Source organism: Mucilaginibacter pocheonensis (assembly GCF_031456535.1).
GTDB lineage: Bacteria > Bacteroidota > Bacteroidia > Sphingobacteriales > Sphingobacteriaceae > Mucilaginibacter > Mucilaginibacter pocheonensis.
Window position 1 is genome coordinate 814,515 of sequence record NZ_JAVDUU010000002.1, and the last position, 15,546, is coordinate 830,060.

General features: G+C 41.0%; 17 protein-coding genes. 9 read left to right on the forward strand and 8 right to left on the reverse strand.

The features are described 5' to 3' along the window. Nucleotides 1-83 precede the first annotated feature (83 nt). The 5 genes from J2W55_RS10435 to J2W55_RS10455 all read left to right on the forward strand — a co-directional run bounded on the left by J2W55_RS10435 (nucleotide 84) and on the right by J2W55_RS10455 (nucleotide 6,224). Nucleotides 84-2,195 carry a glycoside hydrolase family 97 protein gene (locus J2W55_RS10435; RefSeq protein WP_310095304.1) on the forward strand — a complete coding sequence of 704 codons (2,112 nt, stop codon included), beginning with the start codon at nucleotides 84-86 and terminating at the stop codon, nucleotides 2,193-2,195. A gap of 105 nt (nucleotides 2,196-2,300) precedes the next feature. Then, a complete protein-coding gene (locus tag J2W55_RS10440) occupies nucleotides 2,301-3,821 on the forward strand; it encodes a serine hydrolase (protein WP_310095306.1) in 1,521 nt (506 codons plus the stop codon). Between the two features lie 342 nt (nucleotides 3,822-4,163). After that, nucleotides 4,164-4,916 (forward strand): molybdate ABC transporter substrate-binding protein, encoded by a 753-nt coding sequence (gene modA, locus J2W55_RS10445; protein WP_310095308.1) that lies wholly within the window; start codon nucleotides 4,164-4,166, stop codon nucleotides 4,914-4,916. Between the two features lie 22 nt (nucleotides 4,917-4,938). Then, nucleotides 4,939-5,610, forward strand: a complete 672-nt coding sequence (gene modB / locus J2W55_RS10450) for a molybdate ABC transporter permease subunit (RefSeq protein WP_310095311.1) — start codon at nucleotides 4,939-4,941, stop codon at nucleotides 5,608-5,610. Next, nucleotides 5,607-6,224 carry an ATP-binding cassette domain-containing protein gene (locus J2W55_RS10455; protein ID WP_310095314.1) on the forward strand — a complete coding sequence of 206 codons (618 nt, stop codon included), beginning with the start codon at nucleotides 5,607-5,609 and terminating at the stop codon, nucleotides 6,222-6,224. The genes modB and J2W55_RS10455 overlap by 4 nt, the downstream gene beginning before the upstream one ends. Before the next feature lie 71 nt (nucleotides 6,225-6,295). On the opposite strand, the gene J2W55_RS10460 is transcribed toward J2W55_RS10455, so the two are convergent. The 4 genes from J2W55_RS10460 to J2W55_RS10475 all read right to left on the reverse strand — a co-directional run bounded on the left by J2W55_RS10460 (nucleotide 6,296) and on the right by J2W55_RS10475 (nucleotide 8,094). Beyond that, on the reverse strand, nucleotides 6,296-6,874 hold the full coding sequence (locus J2W55_RS10460) for a peroxiredoxin-like family protein (RefSeq protein ID WP_310095316.1): 579 nt from the start codon (nucleotides 6,872-6,874) through the stop codon (nucleotides 6,296-6,298). A 67-nt stretch (nucleotides 6,875-6,941) separates the two neighbouring features. Then, entirely contained in the window at nucleotides 6,942-7,154 is a 213-nt protein-coding gene (locus tag J2W55_RS10465) for a hypothetical protein (protein WP_310095318.1), read from the reverse strand. Nucleotides 7,155-7,234: 80 nt separating this feature from the next. Then, a complete protein-coding gene (locus tag J2W55_RS10470; RefSeq protein WP_310095320.1) occupies nucleotides 7,235-7,513 on the reverse strand; it encodes a hypothetical protein in 279 nt (92 codons plus the stop codon). Between the two features lie 11 nt (nucleotides 7,514-7,524). Beyond that, on the reverse strand, nucleotides 7,525-8,094 hold the full coding sequence (locus J2W55_RS10475; protein WP_310095323.1) for a sigma-70 family RNA polymerase sigma factor: 570 nt from the start codon (nucleotides 8,092-8,094) through the stop codon (nucleotides 7,525-7,527). 241 nt (nucleotides 8,095-8,335) lie between these two features. Between J2W55_RS10475 and J2W55_RS10480 the strand changes: the two genes are divergently transcribed. From J2W55_RS10480 to J2W55_RS10495, 4 genes are all read left to right on the forward strand, one after another. After that, complete coding sequence (locus tag J2W55_RS10480) at nucleotides 8,336-9,136, forward strand: DUF1223 domain-containing protein (protein ID WP_310095326.1); 801 nt, start codon at nucleotides 8,336-8,338, stop codon at nucleotides 9,134-9,136. A 12-nt stretch (nucleotides 9,137-9,148) separates the two neighbouring features. Then, on the forward strand, nucleotides 9,149-9,856 hold the full coding sequence (locus J2W55_RS10485; protein WP_310095329.1) for a cytochrome b/b6 domain-containing protein: 708 nt from the start codon (nucleotides 9,149-9,151) through the stop codon (nucleotides 9,854-9,856). Next, nucleotides 9,837-10,631, forward strand: a complete 795-nt coding sequence (locus J2W55_RS10490; RefSeq protein ID WP_310095330.1) for a molybdopterin-dependent oxidoreductase — start codon at nucleotides 9,837-9,839, stop codon at nucleotides 10,629-10,631. The genes J2W55_RS10485 and J2W55_RS10490 overlap by 20 nt, the downstream gene beginning before the upstream one ends. 227 nt (nucleotides 10,632-10,858) lie before the next feature. Then, on the forward strand, nucleotides 10,859-12,217 hold the full coding sequence (locus tag J2W55_RS10495) for a S41 family peptidase (RefSeq protein WP_310095332.1): 1,359 nt from the start codon (nucleotides 10,859-10,861) through the stop codon (nucleotides 12,215-12,217). Between the two features lie 2 nt (nucleotides 12,218-12,219). Here the strand turns inward: J2W55_RS10495 and J2W55_RS10500 are convergent, their stop codons facing one another. The 4 genes from J2W55_RS10500 to J2W55_RS10515 all read right to left on the reverse strand — a co-directional run bounded on the left by J2W55_RS10500 (nucleotide 12,220) and on the right by J2W55_RS10515 (nucleotide 15,439). Continuing rightward, complete coding sequence (locus J2W55_RS10500; RefSeq protein ID WP_310095335.1) at nucleotides 12,220-13,338, reverse strand: alpha/beta hydrolase fold domain-containing protein; 1,119 nt, start codon at nucleotides 13,336-13,338, stop codon at nucleotides 12,220-12,222. 62 nt (nucleotides 13,339-13,400) lie between these two features. After that, a complete protein-coding gene (locus J2W55_RS10505; RefSeq protein ID WP_310095337.1) occupies nucleotides 13,401-13,568 on the reverse strand; it encodes a hypothetical protein in 168 nt (55 codons plus the stop codon). A 106-nt stretch (nucleotides 13,569-13,674) separates the two neighbouring features. Beyond that, on the reverse strand, nucleotides 13,675-14,559 hold the full coding sequence (locus tag J2W55_RS10510; protein ID WP_310095338.1) for a sugar phosphate isomerase/epimerase family protein: 885 nt from the start codon (nucleotides 14,557-14,559) through the stop codon (nucleotides 13,675-13,677). A gap of 85 nt (nucleotides 14,560-14,644) precedes the next feature. Beyond that, complete coding sequence (locus J2W55_RS10515; protein WP_310095341.1) at nucleotides 14,645-15,439, reverse strand: NIPSNAP family protein; 795 nt, start codon at nucleotides 15,437-15,439, stop codon at nucleotides 14,645-14,647. Nucleotides 15,440-15,546 lie beyond the last annotated feature (107 nt).

The following is a 15,546-nucleotide window of genomic DNA, read 5'->3' on the forward strand; positions in this document are numbered from 1 at the left end:
AAATAAATAGGATACTGGTTAAAGGATATTAAAATTTGTTACTAACCAATAGGCTAAACCTATTACTAATCCAAAAATAAATTATGCGAAAACCGTTATTAGTTGTAGTACTAATGCTCCATAGTATGCTTTTTGTAAAAGCACAGGAAATTTCATCGCCCGATAAAAATCTCACGTTAAAATTTGAACTTGAGGCAAATGGCGTACCTGCTTATCAGCTCAGTTACAAGGGGAAACAGGTAATAAAATCAAGCAAGCTTGGCCTGGAAACAAAAGATGTTCCCTCTTTTTTGGACGGCTTTACTATCACAAAAACAGAACAAAATACATTTGATGAGTCATGGAGCCCGGTTTGGGGCGAACAGAAAACCATCAGGAACCATTATAATGAATTGTTGGTAACTTTAACCCAAAAAGCTGTTCAGGACAGGTATATCCGCATCCGCTTCCGTGTATTTAATGATGGATTAGGTTTTAGATATGAGTTTCCGTCTCAAAAAAACTTAAATTATTTTATTATTAAGGAAGAGCATACGCAATTCGCGTTAACAGGCGATCATAAAGCATTTTGGCTGCCCGGCGATTTTGATACACAGGAATATGAAACCGTAACATCTAACCTTTCAGAAATACGGGGTAAAATGAAGGCCGCGGTTACGCCCAACGTATCCCAAACTACATTTTCGCCAACCGGTGTGCAAACACCACTGATGATGAAGAGTAAAGACGGCTTGTACATAAACATACATGAAGCCGCGCTGATTGATTATTCATGCATGTCATTAAACCTGGATGATAAGAATTTTGTGTTAGAATCATTTTTAACGCCAGATGCCATTGGCGACAAAGGTTATATGCAAGCTCCAACCCAATCGCCCTGGCGTACGGTTATTGTAAGTGACAAAGCTGCGGATATACTGGCCTCGAAATTAATATTAAACCTGAATGAGCCAACAAAATACAAGGATGTGTCATGGATAAAGCCGGTTAAATATGTGGGCGTATGGTGGGAAATGATAACAGGCAAAAGCACCTGGGCTTATACTGATCTGGAAAATGTTCAGCTGGGTGTAACTGATTATGCTAAAACCACCCCTAATGGTAAACATGGGGCAACCACCCAGCATGTTAAAGAATACATTGATTTTGCCGCTAAGAATGGCTTTGATGCTGTGTTGGTTGAAGGCTGGAACCAGGGCTGGGAAGATTGGTTTGGCAAAACCAAGGATTATGTATTTGACTTTGTAACCCCTTATCCTGATTTTGATGTAAAAGAACTGCACCGTTACGCTGCCGAAAAAGGTGTAAAAATTATTATGCACCATGAAACATCCGGGTCGGTACGTAACTATGAGCGCCACCTGGATACTGCGTACAAATTTATGGTAGAAAACGGCTATAACGCGGTAAAAAGCGGCTATGTAGGGCAGATCATTCCCCGGGGAGAGCATCATTACGGGCAGTGGCTGGTAAACCATTACCTGTATGCCATTACCAAGGCAGCCGAATATAAAATTATGGTCAACGCTCATGAGGCCATCAGGCCTACAGGTTTAAGCCGAACTTATCCTAATCTTATCGGCAACGAATCGGCCCGTGGAACTGAATATGAGGCTTTTGGCGGGAACAACCCTGATCATACTACTATTTTGCCTTTTACAAGGCTGATGGGTGGGCCTATGGACTACACACCAGGTATATTCCAAACACAGGTAAGCGCTTATAATCCTGAAAATAAATCATTTGTGCATACTACGCTGGTTCATCAGCTGGCCCTGTATGTTACCATGTACAGTCCGCTGCAAATGGCTGCCGATTTGCCGGAAACGTATAACAAGCATATGGACGCTTTTCAATTTATAAAAGATGTTGCTGTTGATTGGGACGAAACCCACATCCTTGAAGCCGAACCCGGCGATTATATCACTATTGCCCGTAAAGCCAAAAATAAAGAGGAATGGTATATTGGCAGTATAGCAGATGAAAACCCACGCACGGCTGTTATCACTTTTGAATATTTGCCTAAAGGTAAAACCTACGAAGCCGTTATTTATGCCGATGGTAAAAATGCCAGCTATGATAAAAATCCGCAAAGCTATGCCATCCGTAAAGTGAAAGTAACATCTAAAACAGTACTGAAACAACAGATTGCCCCGGGGGGAGGCGCTGCTGTCAGTATCAAACAAATAAAATAATGCGCTGTGAGATAAGTGGTTGATATATATTTAAGGGGAAACCTGCTATTTATAGCGGGTTTTTTTCATATAGGGTATTTTCTTATCTTTCATTTTTAAAATCAGATGAAAAAACCGGTACTATTTATTTTATTTAACTTTTTTGCAGTTACGTTTGCTTTTGCGCAGCAACCATCTTTTATTAAGGATAATCTTGACACCTATATTCAGCAAGGTTTAAAAGACTGGAACTTACCCGGCCTTGCCATTGCTATAGTGAAAGATGGTAAAACTGTTGTAATGAGAGGTTACGGCGTAAAAGATATCAAAACGAAAGAACCTGTTGATGAAAATACGCTGTTCATGATTGCCAGCAACAGTAAGCTTTTTACAGGCACCGCGCTTGCCCAGTTGGATGTGGATAAAAAGTTGTCGCTTGATGACAAGATCACCAAATATTTCCCCGACTATTCGGTATATGATGCCAATACTACCGCGTTGTTGACTATAAAAGACCTGCTTGGACATCACTTAGGTACCAAAACATTTCAGGGCGATTTTACTTTTTGGAATACCCTGTTATCTCGCCAGGAAATCATGAACAGGATGAAGTTATTAAAGCCATCGATGGAGTTTCGCCTGAGTTATGGCTATTGCAATAGCTGTTTCTTAACTGCGGGGCAGGTAATACAGCAGGTTACCGGCAAGCCCTGGGAAACTTATATTCAGGACAGTTTGCTTACCCCATTGGGCATGACCAACACTTATCCGCTAACCACAGGCATGGCCGAAAGGAAAGATGTTTCAAAGCCATATACCAGTGCCTTTACAGGTAAGCTGACCGAGTTGCCTTATGATCAGATAGATAACCTGGCACCTGCCGGTAGTATAGTAAGCTGTGTAAAGGATGTTGCCAAGTGGCTTACTATGCAGCTTGATAGCGGCAGGTTTGAAGGAAAACAAATTGTACCGTGGAAGGCCCTCCAAAAAACCCGCGATCAAAACACTATTGTAAGCAGCAGGCCGTCGGCTGTTTATCCAATCCATTTCAGAGGATATGGCCTGGGCGTTTTTGAGGCCGATTATAATGGCAAACTGATTTTTTGGCATACTGGCGGTGCAGATGGTTTCGTTACCAATACCTGCTTTGTGCCCGAAGCCAAGCTGGCTATTACCATTTTAACAAACAACGACAATCAATCGTTTTTTGAGGCGTTGCGTTACCAGATCTTAGATGCCTACCTGGGTGTTCCATATATTGACCGCAGTAAGGCCGTTTTAAAAGCATTTAATAAAGACCAGGGGGAAACCGTCAAAAAAACTGTTGATATGCAGGCACGGGTAAAAAGAAAATTACCTGCGCTGCCACTTACCGCTTATTCCGGGCAATACCAAAATACACTTTACGGCCCCATTGAAATTTCAATAAATAAAAAGGACTTGCTTATTAAATTCAGCGAACACAAAGACCTTACCGCTACCTTACAGTACATGGACAATGACGAATGGTTATTAACCTACAACAACGCGGCTTATGGTATTTTTCCCTTAAAGTTTAAAACCGACAGTAAAAAAGTAATATCCACCGAGATCAAGGTAAATGACGGTCTGGAGTATGATCCTTATCTTTTTACGAAGCAGGATTAATACCCGATCCAACCCGGCACAAAGGAGCACCATGGTTTAGCATCAAGGATTTCAGTAAAGTTTAAACAGGTTCAAAGCTGTAAGGGATCTTCCGTACCCATAGTTAAAATACTACAGGCACGAAAGGAGGTCTTTTTGGTTAGCGTCAGGCCGGGTACAATTATAATATTTTTCTTTTTATAATCCTATTAAAAGTAAGTAAGACAGTTATTTAAACAGGCAAAAAAGCTATATGATGCTTAATTTATGGTTTTCTTGAATAGCAAGCTCCTTAAAACTATATAACCATTGTATATTAGTATTTTGTTATTTAACCCACAGCCGGTTTTAATCAGTTGATACATGAATAAAAAGCTGCTTGTATTTTTCACGCTTATTTCCATTTTATTGCACCATACTTTATTTGCACAAAATATAAGAGTGGCGGCAGCGGCCAACCTGCAATCGGTGATAGAAGTTCTGCAAAAGGATTTTAAACAACGAACAGGCCTGGTGATTGAACCCATCGTCGCTTCGTCGGGAAAATTGGTAGCGCAGATTAGTAATGGCGCTCCTTTTGATGTGTTCTTGTCGGCAGATATGAGTTTTCCAGAAACGCTGTTTACAAAAGGGTTTGCAGTTAAAAAGCCTGTAGCATATGCCGCGGGTAGCCTTATCATTTGCAGTTCGCAAAATATAGGCTTTAATAATTGGGAACGGGTGTTAATGAGTCCGCGGGTAAAAAAAATTGCTATTGCCAACCCGGCCATCGCTCCTTATGGCAAAGCAGCTACAGAGCTGCTGCAGGGGAAAGGTATCTTAGATGATATTCAATCAAAAATTGTTTATGGCGAAAGCATATCCCAGGTAAATACCTATATCACAACCGGTGTGGTTGATGTTGGCTTTACTACGCAAGCGCTTGTAAAGGAAGCCGGCAATAAATCAGCATTATACTATCAGATAGTTGACCACAGGCAGTATCAGCCTATATTGCAGGGGATGGTACTGCTAAAACATGCTGCCGATAACCCTGCTGCTGAAAAATTTTACAGGTATATATTGAGTGCTGCTGCTAAGAAGATATTCATCAATTATGGCTACCGCATGCAATAATTATAGTATAAATTAGTTACCTATGGATGTTTCACCAATTTGGCTTACCTTAAAATTAGCAGGCATTACCACCTTGCTTTTATTGGTGATAGGATTGCCATTTGCATGGTGGCTCTTCAGAGGGAGGTCGTTTTTTAAGATAGTGGTCGAAGCCATAATTACCATGCCATTGGTATTGCCCCCCTCCGTGCTGGGATTTTATTTATTGCTGGCTTTTAGCCCGCAGCACGGCATAGGTAAATGGCTGCAACAGGAGTTTGATATTCAATTTGTATTTTCATTTCCCGGACTGGTACTGGCATCGGTTATTTATAGTATGCCTTTTATGGTTGGCCCGGTTAAATCAGCCCTGCAGCAATTGCCATCTGCACTGGCCGAGGCTTCGTATACACTGGGCAAAACAGAGTGGCAAACTTTCAGGTACGTACTGCTGCCAAATATTAAACCCTCACTTTTAACAGCCGCCGTACTTACTTTTGCACATACTTTAGGCGAATTTGGTGTAGTGCTGATGATAGGCGGTAATATACCAGGAGTAACCAGGGTGGCATCCATAGCCGTGTACGATTCTGTTGAACGGCAGGATTATGACATGGCCAACAACTATTCGCTCATTTTATTTGCAATTACCTTTGTGTTGGTAATAGCTGTTTTTGTATTTAATAAATACCAGGCAAAAAGCCCATTAGGATGATCACTATAGCTATTGAGAAAAAATTAAATGCCTACCACGGGCAACAGCTATTGCAGGTTAACAGGCAATTTGAAAGCGGCAGCATTACCAAAATATATGGTCCGTCGGGAGTTGGGAAAACTACTTTTCTAAAAGTTGTTGCGGGTTTATTAATGCCAGAAAAGGGTTCTATTGTAGTTGACAGTGTTACCTGGTTTAATGCCGATGCAAAAATTAATTTACCGGCCCAAAAAAGAAATACAGGTTTTGTTTTTCAACAATATGCTTTATTCCCTAACATGACGGTTAGGCAACATCTGGAATATGCCACGGATGATGAGTTATGGATAAAACGGTTGTTGCTATTGGGTAAGCTGGATGCGCTGGAGCAATGTAAACCTGAATATCTTTCAGGAGGCCAGCAGCAGCGCCTGGCCATATTGCGGGCGCTGGCTACTAAGCCTAAATTGCTTTTGATGGATGAACCTTTTTCGGCGCTTGATTATAAAATGAAAACTGAACTGATTGCAGAATTGCAAGCGCTTTTTAAGGAGCTGGATACAACTACTTTTATAGTAAGCCATTACCCGCATGAGCTGGATGGCCTGACAGATGAGGTTTTGAGCTTTGAATAACATGTAATACCTGATGCGAAAGCGCTGTATGTTAAATTTATTCAACTACGCACGCTCTGCTCCATTCCATATTAGAGCACCTGCAGCATGTCATTCACGGTAGCCCGTTTAGTATAATCCTTATTAAAATGGACGAATGTTATTTTACCCATCTGGTTAATTATATAAGTTGCCGGAACAGGCAGTATATGATCTGTATTGCCGTTGCTTTTGTTCAAATCCAGGCCATAGGTTTTATATTTGGCCACGGTGGCATCATCCAATACGTAATTAACTTTGTAATCTTTCATAATCTGATAACCCTTATCCTGGATTATAGAAAACGAGGCATGTGTTTTTTGAATGGTTTTGTTAATGCCCTCATTCGTTTCGGGAGTAACGGCAATTACATATGCACCCTTGTTACTTAATAGTTGCAATGAGTCTTGTAGTTGCTGTATATGCTTGTTACAATAAGGGCACCATTCGCCCCGGTAAAAAAACAGTACTACTGATTTATGTGATTTAAGCAACGCTTTCAGATCAATGATTTTTCCGACATTATCTTTTGCGTTGAATATAGGTGCTGAATCTCCTTTAGTGAGGCCGGTTTGAGCAAACACTGGCAGGCAGGCCAGGGCGATTACTACTATTAATAAATATTTTTTCATGTGCTTATAAATTATTGAACATTTAATTAAGGGGAGCTTTTGCTCCCCTTATAAAAACAAAAACAACTCACATTTTACTCGCAGTGTCTTTAGCCATTTTCTTTTTATCCATTTTCTTTGACATCTTGCTCATCTTCTTCTTTTCCATTTTTGACATTTTGCCGGTATCGCTCATCGCAACGGTTGATACCTTTAATGGGGTTAATGATTTGGCCTGTACATTCACAGTTAAACAAACGGCCACCAAACTTGCGGCGAATACTGAAATAATTGATTTCATACTTTGATTTTTAGTTTTTGATTCTTTATTAATTATTTCAGTCTTAGTCGGGTAGCTGAGCGTAAACCTTACAAAGTATTTCAATTTTTATTTAACTCTTCTTCAATACGGTTTTGAAGATCTTTTTTAAAATCATCATCAAGGGTGATATTGCCTGGTTGCATAGCGTTATAAAAAAGCTGCTTTACCATGGTATTAATTATTTGGCTCTGTTTATTATAAAGTTTGCACATGGAGCAACCGGCCAAATGTATCCTCAACTCTATTGTTTCGCGAAAGGTCAAATGTTGTATCTGCCTTTTTTCGATCAGTAAAGTAGCCTGCTTGCAGTTATATATAATTTTTTTTAAGTGACTCATACTTAATTTCTTTAAATCCAGTTTTTTTGAAGACAAGCCCTTAAGCTAAGTTTAGCCCGGTGAACAATAACCCAAAAGTTTGACTGGCTCACCCTGAGCTCGCTGCAAATAACACCAGCGTCCGCATCATCCATATATTTCATAACAAAAACTGACATCCAGAGCGATGGTAATTTTCGCAGGCATTTTTGCAATATGTTATTAAACTCCTTATTCGTCAACGGGTCATGATCTTCAATGCCAAACGGCAGTGGTTTATGAGCATCATTCCAATGCCCGTTATCCGCGTCAAAATAATCATGCTGTTCGTCCTCCGCTTCCTTTTCATCCACCGCCTTCAGTCCCGATGATTTTTTTCGGTACACATCAATGATCTTGTTTTTCAGAATGGCTGTAAGCCAGGTACGCTCAGAACTTTTCCCTTCAAACCTGCCGGCGTTTTGCAGGGCTGCTAAAAAGGTTTCCTGCACCAGATCTTTTGCCTGCTCTTCGTTATTAATACGTGCCAGGCTATAAGCATATAAATAATCGGCATGGGCCTCAACCCAGCGGTGGGGGTTCAATAAATTTTCAATTACCATAAGTAAATTTATGTATAACAGTTAGTCGGTAATGCGCTTAAATTCTTACAAAAAACCTATACTTTTTTTCGTTATAATATATAGCGCATTTATTAACTAAATTTACATATACCATATTGATTATAAATAATTTAAGAAGGTAAAGGAATTCCATCGTCACAAAAAGAAAAATAAAATTTTATTGTAAGGTTATTATCGGCAACCCGACTAAGCGAAAAAAACGTATATCAAACAACAAAATATGAAACCGATTAAAATATTTGTCGCTATTACCGGCTTTGTAATGGTGGTAATAGCATCAGCGGCTTTTACTAATAAAGATGAGGCCATTGCAAGTAAGGAGGAGGTGAAAACACCGGGAAAAGGCTTTGCCGTGGTTGAGCTTTTTACGTCTGAAGGTTGTTCAAGCTGCCCTCCAGCTGATGAATTGGTGGCCAGGGTACAAAAAGAAGATAAGGATAAGCAGGTTTACATATTAGCTTTTCACGTTGACTATTGGAACCGCCTGGGCTGGAAAGATGTTTTTAGCAGCACCGAATATTCCAAAAGGCAACATGAGTACGCTGGGTGGTTGAGGCTTAAATCTGTTTATACACCGCAAATTGTGGTAAATGGCCAAAAGGAGTTTATAGGGTCAGAAGAGGGAAATTTAAGGAACGCCATTACTGCGGGTTTACGGGCAACCCCCGCCGCAACGTTAACGCTTAATGCCCAAAATGGTCAGGGAAAAGTTACCGTGCAATATCACACAGCAGGTACTCAAAATAAAACCTTATTATTGGCCCTGGTACAAAAAGCGGCGCAGTCAAAAATTGGCGCCGGCGAAAACGGCGGTAAAACTTTGTCGCATGTGCAAATTGTCCGTGTGCTTCAAAGCCAACCCTTAAATACAACCGAAACGGGTACTGCTGTAATTAATGCGCCCGGCGGATTTAATACCAATGGCTGGGAAGTAATTGGTTTTGTACAAAATAAAGCCAACGGCCAAATTTTGGCAGCTGCAAAGTCGGACATAAATACAACTGTTAACGCTGGCAAATAATATAAAGCGAATATGAAAGTCATCAAAGAAAAACATTCTTTAGCGATGCGCTGGACCCACTGGATAAACTTTCCAATACTAACCATTATGATATGGAGCGGGATGCTTATCTATTGGGCCAATGATGAATATAAGATAACACTGTTCGGGCATACTTATTTTATGTTTTTCCCCCAGTGGTTTTATGATAAGCTGCATATCCCCCACCGCCTGGCCGAGGGAATGGCTTTTCATTTCTTATTTATGTGGTTTTTTGCCATCAACGGATTTTTATATTTATTGTATACCATGATATCCGGGGAGTGGCGCGAGCTTGTGCCTCAAAAAAAATCATTTAAAGAGGCCTGGCTGGTGTTGCTGCATGACCTCCATATCCGCAAAATGGCTCCGCCTCAAAATAAATACAACGCCGCACAGCGTATTGCTTATACCGCCATTATTGTGATGGGCTTTGGCTCGTTAATAACCGGACTGGCCATTTATAAACCCGTGCAGTTTTATTATTTAACCTGGCTTTGCGGCGGGTACCATCTGGCCCGCATTTTTCATTTTGCCTTAACTATTGGCTATGTGTTTTTCTTTGTGATACACATTGTACAGGTAATATTGGCTGGATGGAATAATTTCAGATCTGTTATTTCGGGGTTTGAGGTTGTGAATGAAGAACCCAAAACTATTATTGAACCTACTACACCAAACGATGAAAAAACCATTCGGTAAAAAAGATAAAGCGCCAAAAAAACCACTTACCGTTGATCAGCAGATCACGAGGCGCAACTTTATTTCATTTGGCAGCTTTATTGTGCTTTCAGGTGCGGCCTACGGTGGCTGGAAGTGGCTTTACAACTCACCTGAGGAGACCGCAAGTGTAACCGCAGGCGCACGTAAGCCACTAAGGCGGGCATTAAATAAAACAGAACTGGCATTTCGCAAATTTTTCAGCAATAACAACCTGGTGAAAACCTATCCTAAAGAAATGGCTGCAAAAAATGTACGCCATAACAGCGATATTGGCTCTGAAGGGAAAATAGATGTTGCTGCCTGGAGCTTACAGGTGAAAAAGCAATCGGGAGAAGTGTTGAAAATTACTCTTGATGAAATAAAAGCGCTGCCTAAAACTGATATCATATATGATTTTAAATGTGTTGAAGGTTGGGATCAGATATCGCACTGGGGGGGTGTAAAGTTCAGCGATTTTATAAGCCATTATAAGCTTGATGACCAAACCAGCCTGGGATATGTTGGTATGGAAACCCCGGATAAAGAATATTATGTGGGTATTGATATGCCCAGCGCCATGCACCCCCAAACCCTACTGGCTTATGAGGTAAATGAAAAACCCTTACCACCTAAACATGGTGCCCCGTTAAGACTTATTATACCTGTTAAATATGGCATAAAGAACCTGAAGCGGATAGGCAGTATCAGCTTTAGCGATAGCCGCCCCCGCGATTACTGGGCCGAACAAGGTTATGATTATTACTCAGGCTTATAATAGGCCACTATGTTTAGCATGATTTATAAATAGTAAATATTATTTTTTATTATCTTTAAATCAGCCCAATATGGGGTTTAACTACAATGAACATAATCCCTAAAACATTTATTAAAACGGTTCTTTGTTTATTTATAGCATTTATATTTTTAGGATGTGATCAACAGAAGGGCAAAAAAAAGCCGGGAGATATTAGCGCGACCGTGCAAAAGCTGCCTGTGAAAAGTATGCGGGCAGATCTCTTTGTACTTTGGTCGGCCATCAAAGAGATGCACCCGGCTTATGGTATCTATACTCCCGCCGACAGTCTGCAAAGCACGTATGATCAGGTAGCAGCATCCATCAATGAGCCATTATCCGAAACAGATTTTATTAGCCAGGTATATCCTTTATTAGCTAAACTTGGTTGCGGCCATACCCAACTTAAGCATTCCGCGGGATATAAAGGCGCTAAAGCCCCGGTTTTACCTTTTGAGGTATTGGTTCGCGGCCACCAGGCCTGGATTACCACACATAAGATAAAAGGGCTTAACACCGGTGATGAAATACTGGGTATGAACAATGTTCCTGTGGCAGCCATTATTAACCATGGGAGCTCCCTATATGCCGGCGATGGCTATAATAAAACCTTTAAAGAGTTATTTTTAAGCGAATATGATGGCTTTGAAGATGCCTGTAACAAATATTATCATTGGATGCCGCCATACCATATTTCGCTGCGTACTAAGCAGGGCGCGTTAAAAACTATTAATACAGATAGCTTAGCAGCCACTTCTTCGGTTGTTTCGGAAGAACAAGCCGGTAAATATGCCAACTGGACCGAAGCTAAAAATACAGATTATTTACCTTTACGGTTTTTAAAAAACTCGCCAACGGCCTGGTTTGAGGTACATAGCTATCAATATAATGATACTACTATTTTTGAAGAGGCCTTTAAACAGATACATGAAAAAGGAATAAAAAATCTGATCATTGATTTGCGGCACAATACCGGGGGCGACATCAGGGTTGCAGCAAAATTGTTAACTTATCTGGCTGATGCGCCTTTTCAAATGGTTGACGATGTAAAATCAAGAATACCCAACCCTGCTATTAATCATTTCAGAAAATATTTTGATATCGTGCGTACAGAAAGCTTTAACCAGAGCTTTAAACCGGGCGGCCCAAAGGAAGGCGCCTATTATCACATTGATTTCAAACCGGCTTTCGGAAACTTGCTTGCCACTACGGCTCTTGATAAAAAGGCGCACTTTAACGGCAACCTGTTTGTTTTAATTGATGGCGCTACATTTTCGGCTGGGGCACATACGTCAACTGCAATTAAAGCTCAATGTAAAAACGTGAAATTTATAGGCCGTGAAACCGCCGGTGGCTCCGAAGGCTGCAGCGGGGGCACTATGCAGCGCTTAACATTGCCCAACACGCATATTGTTGTTGAATTTCCATGGCTGCGCTTTGTATCTGTTGATAAGCACCCGGTATTTGGTCATGGTATAATGCCCGATTATACCGTTATATATACCCCGGAGGATGTGGTAAATGGAACCGATCCGGATTTGAAAAAGGTATTAAGTTTGATAAGATAAGTTTACCGCGTTACGGTATTTAAAAATCTTAGCACGGTATACGTAGCCAGTTGACCGCCTGGTCCGTTCAAATTGTAATCAAAACCATGAGTTGCCCAAGGCAGTTTAAGCAGAAAATGTTTAACGTCTTTTTGCTGCAGTTTTATATTTAGCCGCCTGCTGTGTTCGGGCGAAACCAATACATCGTTATCACCATGAATAATGAGTGTGGGAACGGATTGGCTGTTTACAAACTCAAGCGGCGAACTTTCGGCGTACTTTTGTGGTATTTGCTGATAGGTGCCGCCTACATAATCGCTCATCACTTTGCGCGAATCCATAACAAGCGGGCTCGCCGGCGCCGAATAACCCCAAACCATATCGGCTGGCCCGTAATAATCAATAACTGCTTTTATGCCAGGCTCATTCAGGGTGTAAGCGGCCAGTAAAGCTATTTGTGCCCCTGCAGACCGGCCCAGCAAGACAAAGTTATCCGTGTCTATATGTAACGCTATAGCATTCCGGTGCAGATAATTGATCGCTGCTTTAACGTCTTCAACCGGGGCCGGATTTTGATAAGCGGGCGCTAAACGGTAATTTATTGCCGCCACATTATAGCCAGCTGTCGCGAGAGCGCTGTTTAATTCCGGCAGTTGCTTATTGTCGCCTTTGCTCCATGAACCACCATGTACTACTATTACACACGGCCTGCTGCCTGTAATTTGTGAGCCATAATAGTCAAGCGTTAAATTGTAGGCCGAATTTGAAATATAGGTTAATTGCTTTGGCGCCGCCTTTTTTACATTCTTAAATTGCTTCCAGAAACTAAAAGGTTGTTGATAGTGGGCAGTATCAGTGCCCATTGATGCTGTAAAATCTTGCTTCAGCGTGTTTGCCACTATACCGGCCCTTACCAATGGCGAAGTAAATAATACAAAAGCGACAATGCCTGCAATGGTGCCCGTGAGCTGGTATTTACCACCATAAAAACCTGTTAAAAGTACTACAGCTGTAAGCATCATAAATATCCATGGATACTCTGTAACCAAAATAGCCAGCATCCATAAATAATATTCAGGAGCCTTAAAAATAGCCAATAAGGATATCAGCAGTAATATTATGGTGAGTATAAGGCGGATCATGAGGCAATTTTATAAAATAAATGTTGATTACTGCCTTAATTGCCACTTTTATAATGTCATGATCAACTGGAAGCCAGCTCCTGGTAGTTTTGATCAGTTGGTAATGGTGCAAGTTTGACATGGGCAATGGTTAGCTGTTTGCCCGGTTGTGCCTCTGCCACACATGCAAACACAAATGATGCAGTTAAAATAACGAGCAGGCATTTTATCATATTGATATCAATTTCCATACTTATAATAATCAGGCAGGAAGCGATATACTATGATCAAATAAAAAACCATCGCTTTAATTAAAAAACGATGGTTTGTATTTAATCTGATATTGTAACAAGGTTTTTATACCAGGTTCTTTTTAATATAAGTAATGCTTTGGGTAATACTGTCAAACGGATCACCGGGGCATATATCCTGTTCCACAAAGAAATATTGCAGCCCCGCTTTTTTTGATTGAGCAAATATCTTTTTAAAGTCGATTATACCATTGCCAACCTCCGTGAATTTTCTTTCGGGGGTTTTATCCAGGTCCTTGACGTGCCATAGCGGGAACCGGCCCGGATTTTCATTAAACAAAGCGATAGGGTCCTGGTTGGCTTTGGTTATCCAGTAAAGGTCCATTTCAAACTTTACCAGGTTCTTATCAGTATTTTGCAGTATGGTTTCGTATGGATATTTACCGTCTTCCTGTATAAATTCAAAATCGTGGTTATGGTAGCAAAGCTGTATACCGGCCTTTTTACAGGTTTCTCCTGCCTTATTAAAATCGTCGGCAATTTTTTTATAATGATCAAGAGATCCGCGTTCCGGCTGCGATAGGTAAGCACAAACCATATATTTAATGCCAACCTCTGCCGCGTCGGCTACCGCTTTTTCCCAATCGTTCAGGATTGTTCCCTTTTGCGATGCGCCGTTAACCAGCTCCTCGCCCAGGCGGTAATGCGCACTTGGCATAATCAGGCCATTTTGTTTTAACTGGGCCTTAAATGTTTTAGGGTCCATTCCGTAAAATAATTCCGTGCCGGTATAAGTAGCACCTTCAACCGAGGTGTAGCCTATTTGCGCAACTTTAGCCAAAGCCGCTGCAGGATCTTTACCCATGGCATCACGAACCGTATATAATTGCAGACCGATGTATTTTTTATCGTATGCAAATAAGTTTGGGGCTGCTAAAAGTCCGGCCGAAAGCAATGCCGAAGTTTTAAGAAATGAGCGTCTGGTTGTCATTGATTTACTTTTAAATTGGTTAATGTAAATATAGTGTATTATGAACACTAAATTCAAAAGACTTATTATAAATAGAATGGTTTAATTACACTTGCGATGCACCAATTGGCTGTAACAATGTTGATGTAATATGTGATACCAGTTTGGCGTCGGCATAATCAGGTATGCTGCTTGTCTTTTTCCATTCCGGGTCGCTGCCAAAGGCTTTCCAATGCGCGGCTTTGGCATCAAGGTCATCAAAAGTGATCATATAGATCAGGTTGGGCCGGTGGTCGCCAATCAGCGTTTCACCAAAAAACACCGGATTAAAGCCAAGTCGTTTAAAAATATCAATCTCTCCGGCATCGTTAAACATTTCCAGTTTCTTTTTACCGGCACTTTCGCTGGCATGCTCATACCGGCGCAGCTCAAAAATGCGCGGATCCTGCTTGGGTACCTGCATTTTGGGCATGTGTGCAAAGGCTTTTAAAAACGAGCTTTCAATGCGTTCGTAAGCTGGTTCTGTTGCCGGCGCGGTTAAATACGGTGCTCCTTTTTCCTTATAGTCAATATCTTTATCGAGCTTTTCCTGTACGTTTAAAAAATCGGCGAGGCTGTTAAAAGGTATCAGCGCGTAAATTTTGGTTTGCCCATCGGGCTTAAGCTCTGTAAACACGCCAATGTTTTTGCTGCCCAGCCTGTTAAGCGCCGGTATGGCCGCATTTTGAAAGTAATCTTCTACCAATTTCTGCTGGGTTTCGTTCTTTAGTGTATAAACCCGCAGTTCATAAAATTCTGTACCTGCTTTTTCTTTTGCTGATGTTGCCATGCCAATTTGTGGTAATATGCTTGCTGCAGCTCCTGTTATAACGGAGGCTTTTACAAATGAACGTCGTTTCATGGTGGTGGTTAGTTATAAATAAAGATAACAAGGTAAAGGTAAAAGGATTATTGAATACACAGCTTAGGTTGCCTATCAATTTAGTAGCGCTTTTTACATACAAAACA